Source organism: Actinomadura sp. NPDC049382 (genome assembly GCF_040677125.1).
Lineage (GTDB): Bacteria > Actinomycetota > Actinomycetes > Streptosporangiales > Streptosporangiaceae > Spirillospora > Spirillospora geliboluensis.
The window spans coordinates 1-24,245 of sequence record NZ_JBFARO010000119.1 but is presented as its reverse complement, the minus strand read 5'-3'; the positions used below and the strand labels follow the sequence as shown (position 1 = coordinate 24,245).

General features: G+C 75.6%; 21 protein-coding genes. 13 read left to right on the top strand and 8 right to left on the bottom strand.

Annotated features, from left to right (window positions below):
* Window positions 1-213: 213 nt before the first annotated feature.
* From AB0K34_RS38075 to AB0K34_RS38045, 7 genes are read left to right on the top strand one after another with little or no spacing between them, the layout of a single operon-like run.
* A complete protein-coding gene (locus AB0K34_RS38075) occupies window positions 214-4,731 on the top strand; it encodes a type I polyketide synthase (protein WP_364553602.1) in 4,518 nt (1,505 codons plus the stop codon).
* A 19-nt stretch (window positions 4,732-4,750) separates the two neighbouring features.
* The gene (locus AB0K34_RS38070; RefSeq protein ID WP_301175133.1) at window positions 4,751-6,238 is read left to right on the top strand and encodes an FAD-dependent oxidoreductase; all 1,488 of its coding nucleotides are present in this window, start codon (window positions 4,751-4,753) and stop codon (window positions 6,236-6,238) included.
* Window positions 6,239-6,260: 22 nt separating this feature from the next.
* Complete coding sequence (locus AB0K34_RS38065) at window positions 6,261-7,298, top strand: 3-oxoacyl-ACP synthase III family protein (RefSeq protein WP_138634262.1); 1,038 nt, start codon at window positions 6,261-6,263, stop codon at window positions 7,296-7,298.
* Complete coding sequence (locus AB0K34_RS38060; protein ID WP_301175132.1) at window positions 7,295-9,208, top strand: HAD family hydrolase; 1,914 nt, start codon at window positions 7,295-7,297, stop codon at window positions 9,206-9,208. The genes AB0K34_RS38065 and AB0K34_RS38060 overlap by 4 nt, the downstream gene beginning before the upstream one ends.
* Window positions 9,205-9,432 (top strand): acyl carrier protein, encoded by a 228-nt coding sequence (locus tag AB0K34_RS38055; protein ID WP_138634256.1) that lies wholly within the window; start codon window positions 9,205-9,207, stop codon window positions 9,430-9,432. Before AB0K34_RS38060 ends, AB0K34_RS38055 begins: the two co-directional genes overlap by 4 nt.
* Window positions 9,429-10,172, top strand: coding sequence for a 2-oxo acid dehydrogenase subunit E2 (locus AB0K34_RS38050; RefSeq protein ID WP_301175131.1), 744 nt, complete (start codon window positions 9,429-9,431; stop codon window positions 10,170-10,172). The genes AB0K34_RS38055 and AB0K34_RS38050 overlap by 4 nt, the downstream gene beginning before the upstream one ends.
* The gene (locus tag AB0K34_RS38045; RefSeq protein ID WP_301175130.1) at window positions 10,169-11,245 is read left to right on the top strand and encodes an alpha/beta hydrolase; all 1,077 of its coding nucleotides are present in this window, start codon (window positions 10,169-10,171) and stop codon (window positions 11,243-11,245) included. Before AB0K34_RS38050 ends, AB0K34_RS38045 begins: the two co-directional genes overlap by 4 nt.
* A gap of 75 nt (window positions 11,246-11,320) precedes the next feature.
* Here the strand turns inward: AB0K34_RS38045 and AB0K34_RS38040 are convergent, their stop codons facing one another.
* From AB0K34_RS38040 to AB0K34_RS38020, 5 genes are all read right to left on the bottom strand, one after another.
* Window positions 11,321-11,518: a ferredoxin gene (locus AB0K34_RS38040; RefSeq protein ID WP_301175129.1), complete on the bottom strand. Its 198-nt coding sequence runs from the start codon at window positions 11,516-11,518 to the stop codon at window positions 11,321-11,323.
* 14 nt (window positions 11,519-11,532) lie between these two features.
* Window positions 11,533-12,774, bottom strand: a complete 1,242-nt coding sequence (locus AB0K34_RS38035) for a cytochrome P450 (RefSeq protein ID WP_138634243.1) — start codon at window positions 12,772-12,774, stop codon at window positions 11,533-11,535.
* A 34-nt stretch (window positions 12,775-12,808) separates the two neighbouring features.
* Complete coding sequence (locus AB0K34_RS38030) at window positions 12,809-13,585, bottom strand: AfsR/SARP family transcriptional regulator (RefSeq protein WP_138634240.1); 777 nt, start codon at window positions 13,583-13,585, stop codon at window positions 12,809-12,811.
* Window positions 13,582-14,382, bottom strand: a complete 801-nt coding sequence (locus tag AB0K34_RS38025; protein ID WP_301175128.1) for an alpha/beta fold hydrolase — start codon at window positions 14,380-14,382, stop codon at window positions 13,582-13,584. Before AB0K34_RS38025 ends, AB0K34_RS38030 begins: the two co-directional genes overlap by 4 nt.
* Before the next feature lie 112 nt (window positions 14,383-14,494).
* Window positions 14,495-14,716: a DUF5988 family protein gene (locus AB0K34_RS38020; protein WP_138634234.1), complete on the bottom strand. Its 222-nt coding sequence runs from the start codon at window positions 14,714-14,716 to the stop codon at window positions 14,495-14,497.
* A 242-nt stretch (window positions 14,717-14,958) separates the two neighbouring features.
* Between AB0K34_RS38020 and AB0K34_RS38015 the strand changes: the two genes are divergently transcribed.
* Window positions 14,959-15,159, top strand: a complete 201-nt coding sequence (locus AB0K34_RS38015; RefSeq protein ID WP_138634231.1) for a DUF6059 family protein — start codon at window positions 14,959-14,961, stop codon at window positions 15,157-15,159.
* A 33-nt stretch (window positions 15,160-15,192) separates the two neighbouring features.
* Here AB0K34_RS38015 and AB0K34_RS38010 read toward each other — a convergent pair whose 3' ends face one another.
* The 3 genes from AB0K34_RS38010 to AB0K34_RS38000 form a co-directional block, all read right to left on the bottom strand.
* Window positions 15,193-16,155, bottom strand: coding sequence for an SGNH/GDSL hydrolase family protein (locus tag AB0K34_RS38010; protein WP_301175126.1), 963 nt, complete (start codon window positions 16,153-16,155; stop codon window positions 15,193-15,195).
* Window positions 16,156-16,294: 139 nt separating this feature from the next.
* Window positions 16,295-17,053, bottom strand: a complete 759-nt coding sequence (locus AB0K34_RS38005) for an SDR family oxidoreductase (RefSeq protein ID WP_301175125.1) — start codon at window positions 17,051-17,053, stop codon at window positions 16,295-16,297.
* Window positions 17,050-18,333 (bottom strand): class I SAM-dependent methyltransferase, encoded by a 1,284-nt coding sequence (locus AB0K34_RS38000; RefSeq protein WP_301175124.1) that lies wholly within the window; start codon window positions 18,331-18,333, stop codon window positions 17,050-17,052. The genes AB0K34_RS38005 and AB0K34_RS38000 overlap by 4 nt, the downstream gene beginning before the upstream one ends.
* Before the next feature lie 188 nt (window positions 18,334-18,521).
* On the opposite strand from AB0K34_RS38000, the gene AB0K34_RS37995 reads away from it, so the two are divergent.
* From AB0K34_RS37995 to AB0K34_RS37975, 5 genes are all read left to right on the top strand, one after another.
* Window positions 18,522-19,340, top strand: coding sequence for an NAD-dependent epimerase/dehydratase family protein (locus AB0K34_RS37995; protein ID WP_301175123.1), 819 nt, complete (start codon window positions 18,522-18,524; stop codon window positions 19,338-19,340).
* Between the two features lie 10 nt (window positions 19,341-19,350).
* The gene (locus AB0K34_RS37990; protein WP_301175122.1) at window positions 19,351-20,577 is read left to right on the top strand and encodes a nucleotide disphospho-sugar-binding domain-containing protein; all 1,227 of its coding nucleotides are present in this window, start codon (window positions 19,351-19,353) and stop codon (window positions 20,575-20,577) included.
* Window positions 20,578-20,600: 23 nt separating this feature from the next.
* On the top strand, window positions 20,601-21,791 hold the full coding sequence (locus AB0K34_RS37985) for a nucleotide disphospho-sugar-binding domain-containing protein (protein WP_301175121.1): 1,191 nt from the start codon (window positions 20,601-20,603) through the stop codon (window positions 21,789-21,791).
* Window positions 21,792-21,803: 12 nt separating this feature from the next.
* A complete protein-coding gene (locus tag AB0K34_RS37980) occupies window positions 21,804-23,018 on the top strand; it encodes a nucleotide disphospho-sugar-binding domain-containing protein (RefSeq protein ID WP_301175120.1) in 1,215 nt (404 codons plus the stop codon).
* 14 nt (window positions 23,019-23,032) lie between these two features.
* The coding region (locus tag AB0K34_RS37975) for a nucleotide disphospho-sugar-binding domain-containing protein (protein WP_364553596.1) at window positions 23,033-24,245 on the top strand (1,213 nt) is incomplete at its 3' end.

Here is a 24,245-nt window from a genome sequence, read left to right as displayed (position 1 = left end):
CCGACCGCGCGGGCGGCGCCGACCCCGCGGTGCCGGCCCGGCTCCACGCCCTCGCGGCCAAGTGGGGCGGCACGGAACGGGCCGAGCCCGCCGCGGTCGCGGACCGCATCCAGGCGGCCTCCGCCGACGAGATCTTGGAATTCATCGACCGGGAACTCGGCCGGTCCTGACCGGCCGGGCCGACCACACCACCAGTTCTGGGGCTGATGCCGGATGCCGAGCCAAGAGCGACTCCTCGACTACCTGCGCTGGGTGACCGCCGACCTGCACCGGACCCGCGAGCGGCTGCGGGACGCCGAGGCGGGCCGCCGCGAGCCGGTCGCGATCGTGGCGATGAGCTGCCGCTACCCCGGCGGCGTCCGGTCGCCCGAGCAGCTGTGGCGGCTGGTCGCCGAGGAGACCGACGCGGTCTCGGGCCTGCCCGCCGACCGGGGCTGGGACCTGCCGGCGCTGTACGACCCGGACCCCGACCATCCCGGCACGACGTACGCGCGCGAGGGCGGGTTCCTGTACGACGCCGACCACTTCGACCCCGCGTTCTTCGGCATCAGCCCCCGCGAGGCCCTCGCGATCGACCCGCAGCAGCGGTTGCTCCTGGAGACAGCGTGGGAGGCCGTCGAGCGGGCCGGGATCGACCCGGCGTCGCTGCGCGGCTCCCGGACGGGCGTCTTCGCGGGCGTCATGTACGGGGACTACGCGGCGCGGCTCCTGCACCACGTCCCCGACGGGTTCGAGGGCCTGCTCGGCAACGGCAGCGCGGGCAGCGTCGCGTCCGGCCGGGTGGCCTACACGTTCGGGTTCGAGGGCCCGGCGGTCACGGTCGACACGGCCTGCTCGTCCTCGCTGGTCGCCCTGCATCTCGCCGCGCAGGCGCTCCAGAACGGCGAATGCGACCTCGCGCTCGCGGGCGGCGTCACCGTCATGGCCACCCCCACGGTCTTCATCGAGTTCAGCCGGCAGCGCGGGCTGTCGCCGGACGGCCGCTGCAAGTCCTTCTCCGCCGCCGCCGACGGCGCGGGCTGGTCCGAAGGCGCGGGGATCGTCGTGCTGCAGCGGCTCTCGGACGCCCAGGCGGGCGGCCATCCGATCCTCGCGGTGATCCGCGGCAGCGCCGTCAACCAGGACGGCGCCAGCAACGGGCTGACCGCACCGAACGGGCCGTCCCAGGAGCGGCTGATCCGGGCGGCGCTCGCCGACGCCGGGCTGGGGCCCGCCGACGTGGACGCCGTCGAAGCCCACGGCACCGGCACCACGCTCGGCGACCCGATCGAAGCCCAGGCCCTCCTCGCCGCCTACGGGCAGGACCGGCCGGACGACCGGCCCCTGCGGCTCGGCTCCATCAAGTCCAACATCGGGCACACGCAGGCCGCCGCCGGAGTCGCCGGGATCATCAAGATGGTCATGGCCATGCGGGAAGGCGTCCTTCCCAAGACCCTCCACGTGGACGAGCCGTCCCCACACGTCGACTGGACGGCGGGCGCGGTCTCCCTCCTCACCGAGGCCGCCCCCTGGCCCGACACCGGACGGCCCCGCCGCGCCGGAGTGTCGTCCTTCGGCATCAGCGGCACGAACGCCCACATCATCCTCGAAGCCCCTCCCGAGGACGAGGAGCGAGAAGCCGAAGCAGCGGACGCCGACGTCAGCGACGCCCCGATGCCGGGCGTGCTCCCCTGGCTCGTCTCGGCCAAGACCGGGCAGGCACTGCGCGACCAGGCGTCCCGGCTCGCGGCGCAGCTCCCGGACGCGCCCGTCCGGGACGTCGGGCACGCCCTCGCGGCGACGCGCACGCCGTTCGAGCACCGCGCGGTCCTCATCGCCGACCGCGCCGACGACTTCCGCGACGGGCTCGGCGCCCTCGGACGCGGTGAACCGCATCCGCTGCTCGTCCAGGGACGGGCCGTGCCGGGCGGCAAGCTGGCCTTCCTGTTCACCGGGCAGGGCAGCCAGCGTCCCGGCATGGGGCGCGAGCTGTACGAGACCGCCCCGGCCTTCGCCCGTGCCTTCGACGCGGCCTGCGAGCACTTCGACGCGCACCTCGACCGGCCGCTCAAGGACGTGGTCTTCGGCGACTCCGACGGCGGCTCAGACGACGACGCGCTGCACCGCACCGAGTACACCCAGGCCGCGCTGTTCGCGGTGGAGACCGCCGTGTTCCGGCTGCTGGAGTCGTGGGGCGTCCGCCCCGACTACCTGGCCGGGCATTCGATCGGCGAGCTGGCCGCCGCGCACGCCGCCGGGGTGTTCACGCTCGCCGACGCCTGCCGCCTGGTCGCGCTGCGCGGCCGCCTCATGGGCTCGGCGCGGGCCGCCGGCGCCATGGTGGCGGTGCGCGCGCCCGCCGACGCCGTCGCGGCCGCCATCGCCGGGCGGGAGGACGAGGTCGCGATCGCCGCGGTGAACGGCCCCGCCGCGACCGTCGTCTCTGGGGACGAGCGCGCGGTGCTGGAACTGGCCGCGCAGTGGAAGGCCGAAGGCCGCCGCACCCGCAGGCTCCGCGTCGGCCACGCCTTCCACTCCCCGCACATGGACGGGATCCTCGCGGAGTTCCGGAAGGCCGCCGGGGAGATCCCGATGAGCCCGCCCGCGATCCCGGTCGTGTCCAACGTGACCGGCGACATCGCCACCGACGAGCAGCTCTGCTCCCCCGCCTACTGGGCCGACCACATCCGGCGGACGGTGCGCTTCGCCGACGGCGTCCGCACGCTCCACGACCGGCGCGTCACGCGCTACCTGGAGGTGGGGCCGGACGCCGTGCTCACCGCGATGGTCCAGGAGTGCCTGGACGCGCCGCCCGCGGCGCTCGCACCGGTGCTGCGGGCGCGCAGGCCCGAGCCGCGGACCGCGCTCACCGCCCTCGCCCACCTGCACGTGTCCGGGCATCCGGTGGACTGGTCGGCGTGGTTCCCCGGTGAGCCGCCCCGCCGCATCGCGCTGCCGACCTACGCCTTCCAGCAGCGGCGGTACCGGCTCGACCCGGCCGCCCCGGCGCGGCCCGGTGACGAGCACGGCTTCTGGGACGCGGTCGAGAAGGGCGACCTGGGCGGGCTCGCGGACCGGCTCCAGCTGTCCGGCGGGCAGCGGGGCGCCCTGGAGTCGCTGCTCCCCGCGCTGTCGGCGTTCCGCAGGCGGCGCGACTGGGGCTACCGGATCGGCTGGACCCCGCTGCCCGACGTCCCGGCCCCGGCCCGGACGGCCGCGTGGCTCGCCGTCGTCCCCGAGAACGCGGGCGACGGCGCGGCCGACCCGCTCGTCGCGGCGGCGGCCGAAGCACTGGCCGAGCACGGCGCCGAGGTGACCGCCGTGCCGCTGCCCGCCGGAGCCGACGCGGACGAACTGGCCGGACGGCTGCGCCGCGCGGCCGGGACCACGGGGGCCTCCGGGCCCGGGATCCTCTGCCCGCCCGACCTGGACCTCGCGGCGCGGCTCGCGGCGGCGCTGGAACCGGCCGGGCTGGGCGGGCCGCTCTGGGTGCTGACGCGCGGCGCGGTCTCCGTCGGCGACGACGACCCGCTCACCGCGCCCGACCAGGCAGCGCTGTGGGGCCTGGGCTCCGTCCTGGCTGCGGAATGGCCACGCCACTGGGGCGGTCTGGTCGACCTGCCCGCCGAGCCCGGCCCCGCCGCACGGCGGCGGCTGGCCGCCGTGCTGGCGGGCGCGTCCGGCGAAGACCAAGTCGCCATAAGGGACGACCGCGTGTTCGGCCGCAGGCTGCTGCGCACCCGGCTCGGGCACGGCGAAGGCGGCTGGCGTCCCACCGGCACCGTGCTCGTGACCGGGGGCGGCACCGCGCTCGGCGCGGCGGCGGTGCGCTGGCTGGCCGGACACGGCGCCGAACGCGTCCTGGTGACCGGCGGCGCCGACCCGGACGGCCCCGGCACGGCCGTGGACTGCGACCCCGCGGACCGCGACGCGCTCGCCGCGCTGCTCGCCGAGCATCCGGTGACCGCCGTCGTGCACGTCGCGGCGGAGGCCGCCGGCCGGGGCATGGACGACCCGGCGGTGCGGGCGGCGGCCAACCTCGACGAACTGGCCGGCGACGTGGACGCGTTCGTGGTCCTCTGCTCCGCCGACGCCGTCCTCGGCGGTCCCGGCCTCGGCGGCGCCGCCCCCGGCCAGGCGTTCGCGGAGGCGCTGGCGCGGCGCCGCCGCGCCCGGTCCGCGCCCGCCCTCGCCGTCGCGTGGGGGCCCTGGGACGGCCATCCCGCCGCCGACGTCCTGCGCGCCCGCGGGCTGACCCCCGTCGTCCCCGACCAGGCGATGACCGTGCTGGAGGACGCCGCGTCCGCCGACGCCACCGTGCTGGTCGCCGACCTCGACTGGCCGCTCCTGCTCCCCGCGCTCACCGCCGAGCGGCCCGCGCCGCTGGTCCGCGACGTCCCGGAGGCGCGGCGCGTCGCCGACGCCACCGCCGTGACGCCCGACGCCGAACTGGCCGGACGGCTGGCCGCGGCACCGGACGCCGAGCGCCGGGAGATCCTCACCGAGCTGCTGCGCGGGCACGCCGCCGCCGTGCTCGGCCTGCCGTCCGCCGCCGAGATCGAGGCCGACGGCAACCTGCTGGACCTCGGCTTCTCCTCGTTCACCGCGCTGGAGCTGAGCAACCGGCTGAGCGCGGCCGGGCTGAGCCTCCCGCCGGTCCAGGTGTACGACGACCCGACCCCGGCGGCCCTCGCGCGGCGGCTGAGCGCGCAGCTCGGCGCCGCCGGCCCGGTCGCCGCCGAAGAGCACTGACAACGGAAGGAACACCGCCATGAGTCCTGCAGTCGCCGTCGCCGGAGCCGGGCCCGTCGGCCTGATGCTGGCCTGCGAGCTCAGCGTCGCCGGGGTGGAGGTGGTCGTGCTGGAGCGGTCCCCCGAACCGCGGCGGGACGCGCTGGGCATGGCCATCAACGCGACCGTCGTGGAACTGCTCCACCAGCGCGGCCTCATGGACGGGCTGCGCCCCCACGGCCTGTCGTGGCCCGCCGCCCACTTCGCGCACATCCCGCTGGACCCCGCCCGGCTGACCGGGCGCCGCGAGAACAACTTCATCGTCCCGCAGGCGAGGCTCGAACGCAGGCTGGAGGAGCGCGCGGCCGAACTCGGCATCGAGGTCCGGCGCGGGACGGAGGTCGTCGGCCTGAGCCAGGACGGCACCGGGGTGACCGTGCGGGTGCGGACGTCCGGCGGCGCCGAGGACGAGCCGGTCCGCGCCGCCTACCTCGTCGGCTGCGACGGCGCCGACAGCACCGTCCGGTCGCTCGCCGGGATCGGCTTCCCCGGCGAGGACCTGCCGTTCCACGGCATCACCGGGGACCTGCCCGCCACCGACGCGCTGTCCGCCTGGTTCGGCGCGCACCAGCTCGACCGCGGCATGTTCACCGTCGCGCCGTCCGCCCCCGGCGTGCTGCGCGTCTCCACCGGCGAGTTCGGCGTCGAGCCGGCGGACGCGGCCGCCCCCGCCGGCGTCGCCGAGCTGCGGGACGCCGCCCGGCGGCTCACCGGCCGGGACCTCGACCTCCCCGAACCGCACTGGCTCGCCCGCTGGGGGCACCGCACCCGCCAGGCCGAGCGCTACCGGGACGGGCGGGTGCTGCTCGCCGGGGACGCCGCGCACGTGATCTTCCCGCTCGGCGGGCAGGCGCTCAGCACCGGCATCGAGGACGCCGTCAACCTGGCCTGGAAGCTGGCCGCCGCGCTGCGCGGCGACGCCCCGGCCGGGCTCCTGGACACCTACGAGGCCGAACGGCACCCGGTGGCGGCCCGCGCGCGCCGCACGACGCTGGCGCAGTCGGCGCTCATGCACCCGATGGACCGGATCGCGCCGCTGCGCGAGCTGTTCGCCGAACTCGTCGAGCTGCCGCAGGTCAACGAGTTCCTGGTGGACATGGCGGCGGCCCGCGACGTCCGCTACGCGTTCGGGCCGGACCACCCGCTCGTCGGCGGCCGGCTGCCCGACGTGCCGCTCACCACCGCGTCCGGCGGGATCGGCCTCGCCGGGACGCTGCACGCCGCGCGCGGGGTGCTGCTGGTCCTCGGCGACGGTGACGCGCCCGCCGAGGAGGCCGCGGGCTGGGCCGGCCGGGTCGACGTCGTCCGCGCCGCGCCGTCCGCCGAGATCGACGCGACGGCGCTGCTGCTGCGCCCGGACGGGAGGGTCGCGTGGGCGGCCGGGGACGGCGGCGCGGCCGGGCTCCGCGACGCCCTCGCCGCCTGGTTCGGCGACCCCGTCCCCGCCGGCGCGCAAGGGCGTCTTTAGCCCCGCGTCCGACGATGGGGGCATGACGAACGGTCCCGACGTCCACCTGCTCGGGGTAGGCACGGCGCTCCCCGGCCCGCCGGTCGACAACGCCGCCCTCACCCGCCGGTTCGGCATGCCGCCGGTCTGGGAGCAGTGGATCGACTCCTTCATCGGCATCCGCACCCGTCACTTCGCCCTCGACCTCGACACCGGCGAGATCCGGCACACCCTCGCCGACCTCGGCGAGACGGCGGCGCTGCGGGCGCTGTCGGCGGCGCGGACGCGGCCGTCGCAGATCGACCTGATGGTGCTCGGCACGTCGTCGCCGGACCGGCTGATGCCGGGCACCGTCAACGTCGTCGCCGACCGGCTCGGCATCGACCAGATCCCCACCTACCAGCTGCAGTCCGGGTGCAGCGGCGCCGTCCAGGCGCTGGAGCTGGCCCGGCGGCTGCTCGGCACCGGCGCGTACCGCACCGCGCTGGTGCTCGGCGCCGACACCTGCGCCAAGCACATGGACCTCACCGTGGACGCGGCCGCGCTGCCGCACGCCGAGCAGGTCAACGGCGTGCTGTTCGGCGACGGGGCGGGCGCGGCGGTGCTGTCCACCGAACCCGGCCCCGGCTCGGCCGTGCTGCGCCACACGATGGTCCGGCTGACCGGCCTCAACCGGGAGCCCGGCCAGATCGTGGAGTGGTTCGGGCGCGGCGACCGGGACTCCGGCCGGCAGCCGCTCAGCGAGGACTACAAGGCGATCGAGGAGTCCGTGCCGAAGATGGCCGTGGAGATCCTCGAAGAGATCCTGGAGGAGCTCGGCTGGGCGGAGACCGACGTGGACCGGCTGCTGCCGCCGCAGCTCTCCGGCCGGATGACCGAGCGGATCGCGGCGGCGCTGGACCTGCCCGGCGCGGGCCAGGTGAACTGCGTCGCCGAGACCGGCAACACCGGCAACGCGCTGCCGTTCTTCCAGCTCGAACGGGTCCTGCCGCAGCTCGCGGAGGGCGACCGCGTCGTCGGCGTCGCGGTGGAGTCGAGCAAGTGGATCAAGGCGGGCTTCGCCCTGGAGAAGGCCGGATGACCGGAGAAGGCCGGCTGGACGGTGCCCCGCCGGCGCACGCGGAGCTGCTGCGCCTGCACCGCGACGGGCAGCTCGCGGACCGCTTCCCGGCGGCCGTCCGGCTGCTGGACGGCCTGTCCGACGAGGAGCTTGCCTCGGCGGGGCGGTTGCTCGCCCGGCTCGACCCCGCCGCGGTGGCGCGCGCCCACCCGGGGGTGCGGGCCGTCACCGTCGCGGTCACCGGGCACGGCACGCTCGCCGCGCTCGTCCCGGCGCTGACCGGGCAGCTCGCGAGGCACGGCCTGCTGATGCGCCCCCATGTGACCGAGTACGACGGGCACGTGTTCGCGCTCGGCGACCCGGAGAGCGAGCTGTACGCCGCCGACCCGGACATGGTGGTGTGCGTGCTGGACGCCGACCTCGTCTTCGGCCGGCTGCCCGTCCCGTGGCGCGTCGAGGACGTCGCCGAGGCGGCCGCCGGTCGGCTCGCCGAACTGCGCCGCCTCGCCGCCCGCTACCAGGAGACCGGCCGGGGGACGCTGGTGTTCAACACCGTCCCGCTGCCGCAGCGCTACCGGGCCCAGCTGGTCGACCACGCCTCCCGGGCCGGGCTCGGCGTGCGCTGGCGCGAGTTCAACATCGGGCTGCTGCGGCTGGCCGAGGAGCACCCGTCCGTCGCCGTCGTGGACCTCGACCCGCTCGTGGCCGAGGGGCATCCCGCCGACGACGTCCGGCTGAGCCTGTACGCCAAGGCGCACCTGTCGGCCGAGCTGCTCGGCAGGTACGCCCGCGAGCTCGGGCACCTGGCCCGGCATCTGGCCGGCCGGACGAAGAAGTGCCTCGCCCTGGACCTCGACGACACCCTGTGGGGCGGCGTCCTCGGCGAGGACGGCCCGGAGGGCCTGGCGGTCTCCGAGGGCTACCGCGGCGAGGCGTTCACCGCTTTCCAGCGGGTGGTCAAGCAGCTCGGCTCGCAGGGCCCGCTCCTCGCGGCGGTCAGCAAGAACGACCCGGAACCGGTCCGCGCGATGCTCCGCGACCACCCGGGGATGACGCTGCGGGAGGACGACTTCGTCCGCGTCGCGGCGAGCTGGCGGCCCAAGCCCGAGGCGCTCACCGAGCTGGCCGCCGCGCTCAACGTCGGCGCCGACTCCTTCGTCTTCGTGGACGACAGCCCCTACGAGCGCGGGCTCGTCCGGCACTCGCTGCCCGGCACCGCCGTCGTCGACATCGACGGCGAGCCCGCGCTGCACCTGGAGCGGCTGCTGTACGACGGCTGGTTCGACGTCCTGGAGCTGACCGCCGAGGACCGCGCCCGCGCGGCCCGGTACCGCGCGGAGCTCGACCGCAAGGACTTCCTCGACACCTTCGACTCCATCGAGGACTACCTGCGCGAACTCGGGGTGCGGGCGCGGCTGGAGCGGATGCGGGACGAGGACGCCGCCCGCGTCGCGCAGCTGACCCTGCGCACCAACCAGTTCAACCTCACGACCCGGCGGCTGCAGCGGCCCGAGGTGCGGGCGTTCGCCGACGACCCGGACGCGCTCGTCCTCACCCTGCGCAGCGGCGACCGGTTCGGCGAGAACGGCCTGGTCGGCGCGTTGTTCCTGCGCCGGGACGGCGACGAGCTGCACATCGACAACTTCCTGCTGAGCTGCCGGGTGTTCGCCCGCGGCCTCGAACAGGCGTGCCTGGCGGCGGTGCTGCGGCACGCGCGCGCGACCGGCGCCCGCGCGGTCCTCGCCGGGTACCGGGAGAGCCCCCGGAACGCCAAGGTCGCCGACCTGTACCCGCGGTACGGCTTCGCGCCGGCCGGGAACGGGCCGTGGCCGCGGACCTTCCGGCACGACCTCGCCGAGATCGTCGGCGTGCCGGGGCATCTGGAGCTGACCGCGGACCTGGAAGCGGACCTGGAGGGGGACCCACGTTGAACACCATCGACGACTTCATGCTCCTCGTGGAGGAGGAACTCGGCCTGCCCGTCACGGCGGAGGAGGCCGGGCGGCACTTCGACGAGCTGGCCGGGTGGGACTCGCTGCACATGCTGGCGCTGCTCGCCGCCGTGGAGCGGCGGACCGGGCGGCGGGTGCCGCTGCCCGAGATGCTGGAGGCGACCAGCCTGCGGGACGTGTACGCGCTGGCGGTCGGCACATGACCACCGCGCCCGTGGCCCGCGAGCGGCGGCACACCCTGCACTTCCTGCGCGCCGTCCGCCCGGCCGCGCCGGTGTACCTCGACACCGAGGTGGACATGGGCGGCGTGCTGCGGCACCGCGAGACCGCCCGCAAGTACTCGCTGGTCGCGTACGTGCTGCGGACGGCGGGCCGCGTCCTGGCGAACCACCCGGAGGCCAACGCCGCGATCGGCGGCGGGCCCTGGCCGCGCGTCGCGCGCTACCCGTCGGTGACCGGGAAGCTGACCCTCGACCGGACGCTGAACGGCCACCGGGTCGTGCTCGCCGCGCTGCTGCCCGACCTCGACACCGCCGGCCTCGACCGGATCCAGGACGAGATCGACCGGTTCCGGGACGCCGCCCCCCGCACCGCGCCCGAGTTCGCGGGCGCGCGGCTGCTGCACCGGCTGCCGTGGCCCGCCGGGTCGCTGCTGTACCGCGCGGTGACCGGGCCGCTCGGCCGCCGCCCGGCGGTGTTCGGCACCGTCGCGGTCACCTCGCTGGGGCACCGGCCCGTGGACGCCTTCCACTCCTACGGCGGCACCGCCGTGACGCTGGGCGTCGGGCGGGTGGCGGACCGTCCGGTGGTCCGGGACGGGGCGGTCGCCGTCGCCCCGGTGATGCGGCTGAGCCTCACCTTCGACCACCGGGTGGTCGACGGCGCGGAGGCCGCCGACGTGCTCGCCGAGATCAAGGACGGACTGGAGGCGGTGGCCCCATGAACGACGTCGCGGAACTGAAGCGGTTCGCGGTCGTCCACGCGCGCAGCGGGAATCTCCCCGGCTACCGGGAGGTGCTGGCGCGCATCGAGACCGACGACGGGGACGCCCCCGGCTCCTGGGTCGGCGAATGGTCGGCGGCGGCCGAGCGGCTGGGCGCCGAAGGGCGCGCGATGGACGCGTGCCGCGCCTACGCCATGGCCCGCTTCCCCTACGTGGACGGGCCCGCCCGGCAGCGGGCGCTGGAGCGCTGCACGGCCGCGTTCGAGCAGGCCACGCCCGCCGGGGTGGAGCGGCTCGACGTCGAGACCGCCGGCGGCCTGGTGCGCTGCTGGACCGCCGGGCTGTCCGCCGACCGGCCGCGTCCCGTGCTGCTCATCATGGGCGGGATCGTCACCGTGAAGGAGCAGTGGGCGCCCGTGCTCGCCCGCGTCGGGCGGCTCGGCATGGCGGGCATCGTCACCGAGATGCCCGGCACCGGCGAGAACACGCTGCGGTACGACGCCAAGAGCCCGCGGATGCTGTCCGCGGTGCTGGACGCGGTGGCCGGCCGCGCCGACGCGTCCCGCGCCTACGCGATGACGCTGAGCTTCAGCGGGCACATGGCGCTGCGCGCGGCGCTGGACGACTCGCGGATCAGGGGCGTCATCACGACGGGCGCACCGGTGCGGGAGTTCTTCACCGACGCGGCCTGGCGGCCCCGCGTCCCGCGCATCACAATGGACACCCTCGCCCATATGGCGGACGTGTCGGCCGACGAACTCGGCGGCGAGCTGGCCGCGTTCGCGCTGAGCGACGCGGAGCTGGCCGAACTGGCCGTCCCCGTCCGGTACGTGGCCAGTTCACGGGACGAGATCATCCCGCCCGCCGAGGCGGCGCGGCTGCCCTCCCGCGTCCGCGACCTGCGCATGCTCGTGCACGACGACGTGCACGGCTCGCCCGCGCACACCGTCGAGACCCAGCTGTGGTGCCTGCGGGAGCTGGTCCGGATGAGCGGGGCCGGGCTCCCGCAGCGGGCCGTGTTCGACCTGCTGTGGCGGGCCGCCCGGCTGCGCGGCGCGCTCCCCGGCAACTGAACCCCGAACACGAGCGGTTCTCGGACACGAAGGAGGGCGGCCCCACGGCGGGGCCGCCCTCCTTCGTGTTCCCGTTCAGTCTTCGATGAGCGTGAGCGCGCGTCCGGGGCACCACTTGACGGCGTACCGCACCTCGTCGGCCAGGTCGTCCCCCGGCCGCTCGTTCAGCAGCAGGACGCGGCCGTCCTCGTCGCTCTGGTCGAACACGGTGTCCTCGGTGAGCACGCACATGCCCGACCCGATGCACTTGTCCCGGTCGATGTCGATCCTCATGACGGCCCCCTCCGCTACCAGGCGACCGGCAGCTCGTGGACGCCGTAGATGCTGGCGTCGTCCTTGAACTCCAGCTCCTCCAGCGGCTTCGCGAGGCGCAGGTCCGGGATGCGGGCGAACAGCGTGTTGAACACGATCTCCAGCTCCAGCCGCACGAGGTTCTGGCCGAGGCACTGGTGGATGCCGAAGCCGAACGCGACGTGGTGCCGGGCGCCGCGCTCCAGCGAGAGCTCGGCCGGGTCCGGGAACACCTCCGGGTCGCGGTTGGCGCCGCTGAGCAGCGCCACCACGCCGTCGCCGGCGCGGATGACCTGGCCCGCGATCTCGATGTCGGCGGTGGCGACCCGCGACCCGCTGGCGATGTCGGCGATGCTCCAGTACCGCAGCAGCTCCTCCACGGCCCGGGGCGTCACGCCCGGGTCGCGCTTGAGCAGCGCGAGCTGGTCGGGGTGCTGGAGCAGGGCGAGCGTGCCCAGCGAGATCATGCTCGCGCTGGTCTCGTGCCCGGCCATCAGCATCAGCATGGCCAGGCCGAGCATGTGCTCGTGGTCGTAGGCGTCCTGGTCGCGGTACTTCACCACCAGCCGGCCGATCAGGTCGTCGCCCGGGTCCCGCTCCTTGGACGTGACCAGCTCGTCCATGTACCCCATGAGTTCGAGGAACGCGGCGATGCGCTGCTCGGTGGTGAACGTGCGGTCCAGGATGACGTGGGTCTTGCCCTCGAAGAAGTCGTGGTCCTCGTAGGGGACGCCGAGCAGCCCGCAGATCATCAGGGACGGCACCGGCAGCGACAGCGCCTGGACGAGGTCCACCGGCGGGCCCTGCGCCAGCATCCGGTCGATCCGCTCGTCCACGATCCGCTGCACGACCGGCCGCATCGAGCGGAACCGGCGGACCGTGAACTCGTTGATCATCATGCGCCGGTGCAGGGTGTGCCGCGGCGGGTCCAGCCCGATCAGCGAGTTGTTGATCTTCCCGAGCAGGGCCAGCGCCTGCGGGTTCATCTCGACCAGGTGCGGGTAGCCGTCGGTGAGCCGGTCCACGCTGACCCGCGGGTCGTTGAGGATCCGCCGGACGTGCTCGTGCCCCTGGACGAGCCAGGCGGTCCGCCCGGTGGGCAGCGTGATCTTCTTGACCGGCTCCCGCGCCCGGTACTCGGCGTACCGGTCGGGCGGGTCCATCGGGCAGCCCCGCGCCTCGGGGAAGGCGGGCGGCTCGGCCGGGGCCGGGGGCTCGGAGACGAGGCTCTCAGTCATGATCTCCCACTTCGTCGGGGCGCGGCGGGCCGGGTCAGACCGCGGCCGCGTACAGTTCCAGCTGGTCGTCGGCGGTGAGGATGGCGCGCTGCAGGTCCTGCAGGGCGCGGCACGGCTCCAGCCCCAGCTCCTCGTTCAGCGTCCGCCGGGCGACCTGGAAGACCTTGAGGGCCTCGGCCTGGCACTCCGAGCGGTAGAGCGCGAGCATGAGCTGCCGGTAGAACGCCTCCCGCAGCGGGTGCTCGGTGATCAGCGAGTAGAGCCGGCCGACCAGCTCCCGGTGCCGCCCGAGTTCGAGCTGGGCGTCGTTCAGCATCTCCAGGCACTCCATGCGGGCGTCGCTCATCCACGTCACGAAGCCGTCCACGATGGGGCCGCTGAGCAGCCCGCCGAGGACCGGTCCACGCCACAGCCCGAGCGCCTGCTCGAAGCACTCCGCCGCCTGCGGGTGCCGCCGGTCGCGGGCGTGCGAGCGGCCCTGGTTCATCAGCCGCAGGAACGCGTGGAAGTCGAGCTCGTCGGAGCCGACGCGCAGCACGTACCCCGGCGGATGGGTCACCACCGGGCTCCCCTCGCGGTCCGCGCGGTGCAGGAACTTGCGGATCTGGGAGATGTAGACGTGCAGGCCCGCGGTCGCCCGGCGCGGCGGCCGGTCCCCCCAGATCTCGCCGATCAGCTGGTCCAGCCCGACGATCTGGTCGGACCGGATGAGCAGGGCGGCCAGCACCGCCTCGATCTTGCGGGCGCTGATCGCGGACACGGCGCCGTCGGCGTCCACGACGCGCAGCGGGCCGAGCAGTTCGTACCTCATGAAGCGTTCTCCTCCACAGACCGGGTCGGCCGCCCGTCCGGCAGGACGGCGCGGACGGCGCCGACGACGGCGGCGCGCTGGGCATCCAGATAGAAGTGGCCGCCGGGGAAGACCCGCAGCTCGAACGGGCCGGTGGTGTGCTCCCGCCAGGCCGCCGCCTCCTCGGCGGTGGTCTGCGGGTCGGCGTCCCCGGTCAGCGCGGTGACCGGGCAGCCGAGCGGCGGGACCGGCGACCAGGCGTAGGTCTCGATCGCCCGGTAGTCGGCCCGCGTCACCGGCAGGATCGCGGCCAGCAGCTCCCGGTCGCCCAGGAACCGCTCGTCGGTGCCGCCGACCCGGCGCAGCTCGGCGACGAGCCCGGCGTCGTCGCGGGTGTGCACGTCGCCGCCGCGGGGACGGGACGGCGCGCGCCGCCCCGACGCGAACAGCCGCGCCGGCTCCCAGCCCGTCCGGTCCCGCAGCAGCAGCGCCGTCTCGTAGGCGACGACGGCGCCCATGCTGTGGCCGAAGAACGCGACCGGGCCGGTGGAGCCGCCGCCGAGCCACGGCTCCAGCGCCGCGGCGGCGCCGGCGGCGATCCGCCGGACGTCGGTCAGCGGCGGCTCGTGCCGGCGGTCCTGCCGCCCGGGGTACTGCACCGTCAGCACCTCGATCCCGGGCGCCAGGGTTTGCGAGAAGGGGTAGTAGTACGACGCGGACCCGCCCGCGTGCGGAAAGCACACCAGCCGGGCGCCGCTGTCCGAGCACGGGTGGAACCGCCGTATCCAGCGGTCGTCCACGGTCTCGGCTGCAGACATCGGGAGCCCTTTCATCGTGCCCATCGGCCTTTCTCGACCGAGCATAGGAATCGGTCGGCCACGGCAAATACCCCTAGCTCTCCCCTATTCGGCGGGCCGCCCGCCCCTAGCCCTACTCGGCGATTTTTGTACGCATCGTCCAATGGAAGACCGCCGGTTTCGGGTCCGGCCCGGCGGCGGCCTGCTCCACCAGCTCGAAATGCTCGTAGCCGCCGCGCCGCATGATCTTGATCTTGCGGTCGCGAGGCGCGGCCCGGCGGATCCGGGCGTCGGCCGGAATGTCGGCCGGGCCGCCGATCAGCACCACGTCCATGGCGTTCTCCTGCTCGGGCATCTCAGTTTCCTTCCTCGACAAGACGGCGGGTCCAGATCTCAATGGTGAATGAGCGGGGCCCCGCCAAAAACCCGTAACCCGGCCCCTATCGCGGCGCGGTCCCCCCTAGCCGGACCCGTATCCCGGACCCCGATTGGCACGGCTTTGGCGAGAATTCAGCGCGGCGGTGCGCAATAGGGGATCCGTTCCGCCCGAGAGGAGACCGGCAGGTGTCCCGCGAACGACGACGCACCCGGCCCCGGATGAGGTCCGTGCTCGCCGCCGCCATGCTCGAGATCGGCTACTGCTGCGGCATGGCGATGGGCTACCCGATCCCCTCCCCGCGGCGTCCCGGCGGGCCGCCCGAGCCGTTCGGGCCGCCTGGCTGGCACCCCGAGCGGGCGTGCGGCGACGCCCCGACCGACGTCGAGCGGCTGCTCTGGGACGACCTCGGCCTGCGGTGACGCCCGGCCGGCCCGGCCGACCGGCCCGGCCGGTCAGCGGGCGCGCTTGAACGGCCTGCCGGGGCCGGTCCGGACCTGCCGGATCACCAGGTCGGCCAGGCGCCGGTAGCCGGCCGCGTTCGGATGGAAGCTGCGCAGCTCGGCGGCCATGTCCAGCAGCTTGAACTTCAACCCGTTGACGTAGGGGCGGGGCGTGCCGAGTTCGTGGCCGGCGAACGCGTCGAAGGCGTCCACGTACTCGACGCTCCCCTTCCGCCCGGCCGCCCGCAGGGCGCGGTCGGCGTCGGCGGCGCTCCGCCGCAGCACGGCGTCCAGCTCGCCGCCGCGCTCGTTCAGCCACCGCTGGTCGTCGCGGCCCATCGTCGCCACGTCGTCCTTCGGGGACGGGGCGAACATCCGCGGGTAGCCGACCACCAGCACGCGGGCGGAGGGCGCCCGCGCGGTGACGGCGGACAGCAGCGTCGGCAGCGTCCGGCGCAGCGTGGCGAGCCGGTCGGCGATCTGCCCGCCCTGATGCCGGCAGCCGCCCATCAGGGGTTCGACCATGCAGCGCGTCAGGACCTTGGTGAAGCCCACGTCGTTGCCGCCGACGCTGACCGTCACGAGGCTCGTCCCGGCGCCGACACGGCCGACCTGGGGCGGCCGGCCGTCCTTGCCGTGGAGCAGGTCGGGGACGGTCGCGCCGGAGCAGGCCCACAGCGACGTGCCGCCGGGGAACCGGAACGACTTCGCCACCGTGTGGTAGAACGCCGCGCTGCTGCGGTGGCACCCGTCGTCGGGCACCGCGTCCGCCTCGGCGATCGCGAGGCCGACCCCCGCCGAGTAGGAGTCGCCCAGCGCGACGTAAGCGCCGGCCGTGGCGACGGACTCGGGGGCGACGGTCTTCGTCGAGGGCCTGTCCGCCTCGGGCAGCGTGTCCAGTGCGACGGCCGCCGCCACGACGGCGGCCAGCACCGCCAGCGCCGAGCCGATCGTTCCCGGTCTCCTGCTTGGCACGGGGGATCGCTCCTTCTGGGTGGCCTCCGGTCCGCCGCCTCAAGTCCACCCGCGCGGCCGGGCCCGGGGAAGCCGCCAAGGAGGGGCGCGCGCAGCACCGAAAGTGGGGCCCGGCGGGACTTTCGTCGTACGCGGCGGGTCAGCAGATGCTCGTGCCGCCGTCCACCCGGATCACGGCCCCGGTGAGGAAGGCGGCCTCCGGGCGGGCGGCGTTGACGATCCACCAGGCGATCTCCTCCGGGGTGCCGAGCCGCCCGAGCGGGATGGTGTTGCCGCTCCGCCGCCGCTCGATCTGCTCCTCGGAGAAGCCCGCGTGCAGCAGGACGGGCGTGTCCGTCGGGCCCGGCGCCACCGACGCCACCCGGATCCCCGCGGCGGCGAGTTCGCGCGCCCAGGTGTGGGTGAGGAAGTCCAGCGCGACCTTAGTCGCGCCGTAGACGGAGTTGGCCGGCCAGCCGCGCATCGGCGGGTTGGACGTGACGTTGACGACCGCTCCGCCGCGCGGCATGTGCGGGACGGCCCGCTGCGTCAGCATCAGCGGGCCGAGCAGGTTGGTGGCGAGCTGCGCCTCGGCCAGGCCGCGGTCGATCTCCCCCAGTGGGGCGGGCCGGGTGATCGCCGCGTTGTTCACCAGCACGTCGAGGCGGCCGGAGTCGCGCACCGCCGCCGCGACGATCTCGGCGGGCGCGTCCGGCGCGGCGACGTCGGCGGCCAGCACCCGGATGCCCGTCCGGCCGGCGGCGGTCTCCTTCAACCGCGCCTCGGTGCGGCCCACCACCAGGACGTCGGCGCCCTCGGCGGCGAACATCCGGGCGGCGGCCCGGCCGATGCCGGTACCGCCGCCGGTCACCACGACCGTCCGTCCCGCCAGCGCCTCCCCCGGCAGGGCGCGGCTCACGTGCGGGCGGCCGCGGGCAGCGAGTCCGCGGAGACGATCGACGGCACCGGGTGCATCACGATGAACTTGCCGCCCTTCTCCAGGAAGGCCCGCTCCTTGCGGAGGATCTCCTCGGCGTAGTTCCAGGCCAGCAGGAGGAAGTGGGTCGGCGGGTGCTCCTCGGCGTACTCCGGGGGACGCACCGGGATGTGGCTGCCGGGCAGCACCTTGCCCTGCTTCAGGTCGGTGGTGTCGATGCAGTACTCCAGGTCGCCGGGGCCGAGCCCGCAGACCGAGAGCAGCGTGTTGCCCTTGGCAGGCGCCCCGTACCCGGCGATCCGGCCGCCGCCGAGCCGCAGCCCCCGCACCAGCGCGGTCAGCGACTCCACAACGCCCTCGGTCCGGGCGGCGAAGGCGCGGTAGGCGGCGTCGTCGTGCAGCCCCTGCCGCTCCTCCAGCGCGATCAGCTCCTTGACCGCGGGACGCGGCTGCCACGGGCCGTCGGCGTGGCCGGCGAACACCAGGATCGAGCCGCCGTGCACCGAGATCCGCTCGATGTCGATCACGCGCAGGCCGTGCCGCTCGAACAGCGTCGCCAGCGTCCCGACCGCGTAGTACGAGAGGTGCTCGTGGTAGATGGTGTCGAACTCGGTGCGCTCCAGCATGTCGAGCGCGTACGGCACCTCGATGGCGAACACGCCCGCCGGCTCCAGCAGCCGCCGCACCCCGGCCGCGATGCCCGCCACGTCGTCGATGTGCGCGAACACGTGCCGGCCGAGGATCAGCCGCGCCTCGCCGTACCGGTCGGCGATGTCCGCGGCGGTGTCCGCGGAGAAGAACTCCGGCAGCGTCTCGACGCCGCGCCCGGCGGCGACCTCGGCGAGGCTGCGCGCCGGGTCCACGCCGAGCGTCCGCATCCCGGCGTCCTGGAAGATCATGAGCTGGTCGCCGGTGTTGCTGCCGACCTCCACCACGAAGGAGCCGGCGGGCATCTCCCAGCGCTCCCGGCACAGCTCGGCGACGAACCGCATGTGCCGCCCCATCGTGTCGGACGTGGACGTGACGTAGGAGTAGTCGCGGTACAGCACCTCCGGGTCCACGACGTGCGTCAGCGTCATCAGCCGGCACGACCGGCAGGAGATCACGTCGAGCGGGAACCGCGGCTCGCCGTCGTAGGAGTCCGCCGGGTCGAGGTAGCCGTTGGCCAGGGGCACCGGGCCGAAGGAGACGACCTCCTGCCAGTCGGACCCTCCGCACACCCGGCACTCGGTGACCCGCCGCGCACTGTCGCTCGCACTCATCTCCGGACCTCTCCAGTGTCTTCGGCCGCCGCTTGTTCGGCGTGCCGGAACCGTAAGCGGCGCCGGTTTGCTGCCGGCTGCGCGCTCCTAAAGCCGCAGTTCGGCGGGGCGCTTTAAGCGGCCTTCAGTACGGCTCGCCAGGCTCTGCCCCGTCCAGAGCGCCGAACCGGAAACGAGCTCCCAGGCCCATGGAGATCATCGGGCGCGGCTTTTTCGCGCGGAACCTGCAGCCGATCGCGTCGGCGCACCCCGGAGTGACCGTGCTGGCCGCCGGCGTGGCCCGGACCAGGACGGCGGCGGAGGCGGAGTACCGCCGCGAAGCCCGGCTGGTGCACCGGACCCTGGCGGACTGCGCGCGGCGCGGCCGGACGCTGGTCTTCCTCTCCACCGCCTCGGCGAGCCTCTACGGCGGCGACGGCGTACCGGGGCGGGAGGACGCCGTGCCGCCCGCCCCCGAGCCGTTCGGCCGGCACAAGCTCGGGCTGGAGGACGCGGTGCGGGAGTCGGGCGTGCGGCACCTCGTCCTCCGGATGGCGCACGCCGTCGGCCCGCACCAGACCGGGCAGCTGCTGATCGGGCTGCTCGGCGCGCTCCGCGCGGGCGAGGTCACGGTGTACCGCGGCTCCCGCCGCGACCTCATCGACATCGCCGACGCCGTGGCGATCATCGACGCGCTGCTGCGCGCGGGCGTCGCCGGGGAGACCGTCAACGTCGCCTCCGGGCACGCCGCCGCCATCGAGGACATCGTCGACCGCCTGGAGCACCACCTGCGGCACCGCGAGGCGGCCGCCCCGGCCCGCCGGCGCTGGGTGGACGCGGCGTCGGTGCAGGCGGTCAGCACCGCCAAGCTGCTGCGGCTGGTCCCCGCCGCGGGACGCATGGGCTTCGGGCCCGGCTACCACCGCACCGTCATCGACCGGCACATCGGCACCCTCCTGCGGGCCGCCGCCGCGCCGCCGCCTCCGGGGCCCGCCGAGGGCCTCGCCGCCACCCGTCCCCCGGCCTGAGAGGTCCACCATGCGCGTCCTGTTCGTCCCGCTGGCCGGGGCCACCCACTACTTCCCGCAGGTGGTGCTGGCGTGGGCGTTCCGCGCGGCCGGGCACGACGTGCGGGTGGCCGCCCAGCCGTCCGTCGCCGGGGTGGTGGCGCGGTCGGGGATGGTCGCCGTCGAGGTCGGCGGCTCCTACGACTTCGGCGGCCACGCCACCGACCTGATGGAGGTGGTGCGCCGGCACCTGGGCCGCCTTCCGGCGAGCATCGAGGAGGCCCGGCGGGTGGCCGCGACGCTGCCGCCCGAGGTGCTGCGCGAGGTGGACGAGGCCCGGTACCTGCCGCACGTGCGGGCGGCCGAGGCCATGGCCGCCGAGCTGCTCGACCTCGCCCGGCACTGGACGCCCGACCTGGTCGTCGCCGACCACGCCGCGCTCACCGCGCCGCTGGTCGCCGAGACCGTCGGGGCGCCGCTCGTCCGCTGCCTGTACGGGCCGTGGACCGGATCGCAGGTCCCCTATCCGGGCCGCAACATGCCCGTGGCGGAATGGCCGGACGTGGTGCGCTCACTGTTCGACCGGTTCGGGGTCGAGATCCGCGAGGACTACACGGCCCGGACGGTCGACCCGTGCCCGGACAGCATGCAGGTGCCCGGCATCCCGCGCCGCGTCCCGATGCGCTACGTCCCCTACAACGACAGCGGCGTCCTGCCCGGCTGGCTGACCAGGCCGCCCGAGCGGAGGCGGGTGTGCGTGACGCTCGGCACGCTCAGCGAGAAGACGGTCCCGGGCTCGACACAGACCCTCGTCCAGCGCATCCTTTCCGCGCTGGACGGGTTCGACGTGGAGATCCTCATCGCGGTGCGCAGCGGCGCGGGCGGCCGGCTCGGCGACCTGCCGGGCAACGCCCGCGTGGTCACCGACATGCCGCTCGACCTGCTGCTGCCCGGCTGCGCCGCGATCGTCCACCACGGCGGGGCGGGCAACGTGATGACCGCCGCCTGGCACGCGGTCCCGCAGGTCGCCGTGACCCAGGTGCCCGACAACACCTTCGAGGCGGAGCGGATGGCGGGCACCGGGGCGGGCGTCGCGCTGCGCGCGGACCGCGCCGGAGTCGACGACATCGCCGCCGCCGCCGCGTCCGTCCTGGCGGCGGACGGGCCCCGCGCCGCCGCGGACCGGCTGCGCGCCGAGATCCGCGCGCTGCCCTCGCCCGCCGAGGTCGTCGCGGCCCTGCGGGAACCGATCTGCTGACCCCACCGGAAGCGAGAGACACCATGCGCGTCCTGTTCACCCCGCTCGCCCCCACCCACTACTTCCACATGGTCCCGCTCGCCTGGGCGTTCCGCGCGGCCGGGCACGAGGTCCGGGTCGCCGTCCAGCCGGCCACCACGGGCGCCGTCACCGGCTCCGGCATGATCGCGGTCCCGGTCGGCGGCGGGTACGACTTCGCCGCCAACGCGACCGCGTCCCAGCGCCGGATCGAGGAGCGGATCGGCCGGATGCCGCGCGGCATCGACGCCGGGGAGGAGACCGGCCTCTCGGCGGACGACCTGACCTGGGTGAACATCGAGCGGTTCGGCGTGCTCATCGACACCGCGCGGGACGTGGCGGACGACCTGGCCGCGTTCGCCGCCTGGTGGCGGCCCGACCTGGTGGTGTCCGACCCGCTCGCGCTGGCGGCGCCGCTGGCGTCCGAGCCGGTGGGCGCGCCGCTGCTGCACCACCTGTGGGGGTTCGGCGCGCCCGGCGCCGGGGTGCCGCCGGAGATCTGGCCGCCGCACCTGCGGGAGCTGTTCGAGCGGCACGGCGTCGAGCCGCGGGCCCGCTACGCGGCGCACCACGTGGACCCGTTTCCGGGCAGCCTCCAGGCGCCCGAGGTGACCGACCGGATCCCGGTGCGCGCGGTGCCGTACAACGGCGCCGGCACCGTCCCCGAGTGGCTGCGCCGCCCGGCGGACCGGCGGCGCATCGCGGTGACGATGGGCACGGTCGTGACCGGCGTCCGGGACGGCGGCGGCCTGCTCGACCGGGACCTGCTCGACGCGCTCGCGGAGTTGGACGCCGAGGTCGTCGTCACCGTGCGGGAACGGGACCGCGAGCTGCTCGGCGAGGCGCCCGCCGGAGTGCGGGTCGTGGCGCAGCTGCCGCTGCACCTGCTGCTGCCGACCTGCTCCGCGATCCTGCACCACGGCGGCGCCGGCACCGTCCTGGCCTCGCTGTACGCGGGCGTGCCGCAGCTGCTGCATCCCGAGCCGGAGGACTACCCGATGGCGCGCGCGCTCGCCGGCGCGGGCGCGGCGGCGCTGCTGCCGGAGACCTGCGCCGCCGCCGACGCCGTGTCCGCGCTGTCCGCGCTGCTCGGCTCGGACGGCCCGCGCGCGGCGGCGGACAAGCTGCGCGCGGAGATCCACGAGCAGCCCTCGCCCGCCGAGGTCGCGGCGTCCCTCGACGAGCTCGCCGGCTGACGGGAGGCGACCATGCGCGTCCTGTTCGTCCCCTTCCTGATGGCGAGCCACTACCTGCACCAGGTGCCGCTGGCCTGGGCGCTGCGGGCGGCCGGGCACGAGGTCCGGATCGCCACCGGGCAGCCGCAGGTCGCCGACGCGGTCCTGCGGTCGGGCCTGACCGCCGTCCCGGTGGGCGGCGACTACGACCTGATCACCGAGATGTCCGCCGTGACCCGGGACCAGCCGGTGGAGCGGATGGCGCCCGGCGAGTTCCGCCGGCGCAACCGGGAGGGCCTGGAGCGCTACGCCCGGGCCGTCGCGGAGCTGACCGGCGACCTCGCCGGGTTCGCCCGGCGGTGGCGGCCCGACCTGGTGGTGGCCGACCCGATGGCGACCTTCGCGCCGCTGGTGAGCGAGCCGCTGGGCGTCCCGCTGGTGCGGAACCTGTTCGGGCCCGACCTCACGCGGCGGCTCGGCTTCCCCGGCGGCGGCGCCCCGGTCGACGGCGACGTCCGCGAGGCGTGGCCCGCCCCGCTGGTCCGGCTGTTCGACGCCCACGGCGTCGAGCCGCGCGCCGACTTCGCCGTCCGCACCGTCGACTCCTGCCCCGGCGCGCTGCAGCTCCCCGGCGTGCCGAACCGACTCCCGATGCAGTACGTGCCCTACAACGGCCCCGGCGAGGAGCCCGCGTGGCTGCGCCGCCCGCGCGGGCGCCCCCGAGTGTGCCTGACCTGGGGGACGGTCAACGCGTCGCTGCGCGGCGAGGCCGGCTTCGAGGCGCCGGGCATCCTCGCCGCGCTGGCCGCGCTGGACGTGGAGGTCGTCGCCGCGCTCAGCGCCGCCGACCGGGCGCGGCTCGGCGAGCCGCCGCCCAGCGTGCGGGTGGCAGAGCAGCTCCCGCTGCACCTGCTGCTGCCGACCTGCGACGCGATCTTCCACCACGGCGGCGGCGGGGCCATGCTCACCGCCGCCGCGCTCGGCGTCCCGCAGGTCGTGTCGGCGCAGAGCACCGACCAGGCGCTCAACGCCGAGCAGATCGCCGGCGCGGGCGTCGGCATCGCGCTGCCGCCCCGCACCGCCGAGCCCGAGGAGGTCAAGGCGGCGATGGCGGCCGTGCTGTTCGAGGACGGGACGCGCGCGCGTGCCGCCGCCCTGCGCGACGACGTCCGGTCCCAGCCGTCCCCCGCGCAGGTCGCGGCGCGGCTCGAACGGCTGGTGGAGGACCCGCCGGAACGGCCGTACTGAAAGGAGGCAGAACCATGCGGGTGCTGTTCATCCCGTTATCGGTACCGACCCACTACTTCCACCAGGTGCAGACGGCTTGGGCGTTCCGGGCCGCCGGGCACGAGGTGCGGGTGGCGGGCGAGGCGCCCGTCCTCGACGCCGTCGCCCGGTCCGGCATGATCGCCGTCCCGGCGGGCGGCGGCTTCGACTCGGTCGCCGCCAACGCGCGCGGCGTCCGGCTCGGGGCGCTGCCCGCCGCCGAGGCCGCCCGGCGCAACGAGGCGCGGCTCGACGAGTTCGCCCGCGCCGCCGGGGCGCTGGCCGCCGACCTGGTCGCCTTCGCCGAGGCGTGGCGGCCCGACCTGGTGGTGGCCGACCCGCTGGCCTCGATGGCGCCGGTGGTGGCCGGGCGGCTGGACGTCCCGCTGCTGCGCCACCTGTTCGGCCCCGACCTCACCCGGCACCTCGGATACCCCGGCAGCGGCGCGCCGGTCGACGGCGACCCGCGGGCCGGGTGGCCGCCGCGGCTGCTGGAGATCTACGACCGGTACGGGGTGGAGCCGCGCGCGGACTTCGCGCTGCGCCACCTCGACCCCTGCCCCGAATCGGTGCAGGTCCCGGGCATGCCGAACCGGCTGCCGATCCGGTACGTCCCCTACAACGGCCCCGGCGTCGCGCCCGACTGGCTGCGCGGCCCCGCCGACCGTCCCCGGGTGTGCGTCACGTGGGGCACCACCACGACGACGCTGCACGGCGAGGACGGCTTCCTGGTGCCGAGCGTCCTGCGCGCCCTGGCCTCCCTCGACGTGGAGGTCGTCGCGGCGCTCAGCGCGGCCGACCGCCGCCTGCTGCGGGACGTCCCGGACGGCGTGCGCGTGGTCGAGCAGGTCCCGCTGCACCTGTTCCTCGGGACCTGCGACGCGATCGTCCACCAGGGCGGCGCGGGCGCGATGCTCACCGCCGCCGCGCTGGGCGTCCCGCAGGCGATCGCCCCGCAGCACCCCGACCAGGTGCTGAACGCCGACAGGCTGGCCGCCACCGGGGCCGGGACCGTCCTGCCCGCAGCCGACCTGACCGCGGGCCCGGCGGCCGTCGAGAACGTCCGGGCGGCGGTCGCCGCACTGCTGTCCGGCGAGGCCGCGCGGACCGCCGCCGCCGGGCTGCGCGGCGGGGGGCCGCGCGGCCCCCCCCGCCCCCCCCGCGCCCCGCCCGGAGGGCAGGGAACCCGCCCGGGCCCCCCGGCCGCCG

What these genes read in the sequence shown, in the direction of transcription:
- AB0K34_RS38035 (WP_138634243.1), bottom strand. Translation starts at nt 12,774, where the DNA reads ATGACTGAGAGCCTCGTCTCCGAGCCCCCGGCCCCGGCCGAGCCGCCC.
- AB0K34_RS38050 (WP_301175131.1), top strand. Translation starts at nt 9,429, where the DNA reads ATGACCACCGCGCCCGTGGCCCGCGAGCGGCGGCACACCCTGCACTTC.
- AB0K34_RS37995 (WP_301175123.1), top strand. Translation starts at nt 18,522, where the DNA reads ATGGAGATCATCGGGCGCGGCTTTTTCGCGCGGAACCTGCAGCCGATC.
- AB0K34_RS38020 (WP_138634234.1), bottom strand. Translation starts at nt 14,716, where the DNA reads ATGCCCGAGCAGGAGAACGCCATGGACGTGGTGCTGATCGGCGGCCCG.
- AB0K34_RS38025 (WP_301175128.1), bottom strand. Translation starts at nt 14,382, where the DNA reads ATGTCTGCAGCCGAGACCGTGGACGACCGCTGGATACGGCGGTTCCAC.
- AB0K34_RS38045 (WP_301175130.1), top strand. Translation starts at nt 10,169, where the DNA reads ATGAACGACGTCGCGGAACTGAAGCGGTTCGCGGTCGTCCACGCGCGC.
- AB0K34_RS38030 (WP_138634240.1), bottom strand. Translation starts at nt 13,585, where the DNA reads ATGAGGTACGAACTGCTCGGCCCGCTGCGCGTCGTGGACGCCGACGGC.
- AB0K34_RS37980 (WP_301175120.1), top strand. Translation starts at nt 21,804, where the DNA reads ATGCGCGTCCTGTTCGTCCCCTTCCTGATGGCGAGCCACTACCTGCAC.
- AB0K34_RS38015 (WP_138634231.1), top strand. Translation starts at nt 14,959, where the DNA reads ATGAGGTCCGTGCTCGCCGCCGCCATGCTCGAGATCGGCTACTGCTGC.
- AB0K34_RS38060 (WP_301175132.1), top strand. Translation starts at nt 7,295, where the DNA reads ATGACCGGAGAAGGCCGGCTGGACGGTGCCCCGCCGGCGCACGCGGAG.
- AB0K34_RS38065 (WP_138634262.1), top strand. Translation starts at nt 6,261, where the DNA reads ATGACGAACGGTCCCGACGTCCACCTGCTCGGGGTAGGCACGGCGCTC.
- AB0K34_RS38075 (WP_364553602.1), top strand. Translation starts at nt 214, where the DNA reads ATGCCGAGCCAAGAGCGACTCCTCGACTACCTGCGCTGGGTGACCGCC.
- AB0K34_RS38000 (WP_301175124.1), bottom strand. Translation starts at nt 18,333, where the DNA reads ATGAGTGCGAGCGACAGTGCGCGGCGGGTCACCGAGTGCCGGGTGTGC.
- AB0K34_RS37985 (WP_301175121.1), top strand. Translation starts at nt 20,601, where the DNA reads ATGCGCGTCCTGTTCACCCCGCTCGCCCCCACCCACTACTTCCACATG.
- AB0K34_RS38070 (WP_301175133.1), top strand. Translation starts at nt 4,751, where the DNA reads ATGAGTCCTGCAGTCGCCGTCGCCGGAGCCGGGCCCGTCGGCCTGATG.
- AB0K34_RS37990 (WP_301175122.1), top strand. Translation starts at nt 19,351, where the DNA reads ATGCGCGTCCTGTTCGTCCCGCTGGCCGGGGCCACCCACTACTTCCCG.
- AB0K34_RS38040 (WP_301175129.1), bottom strand. Translation starts at nt 11,518, where the DNA reads ATGAGGATCGACATCGACCGGGACAAGTGCATCGGGTCGGGCATGTGC.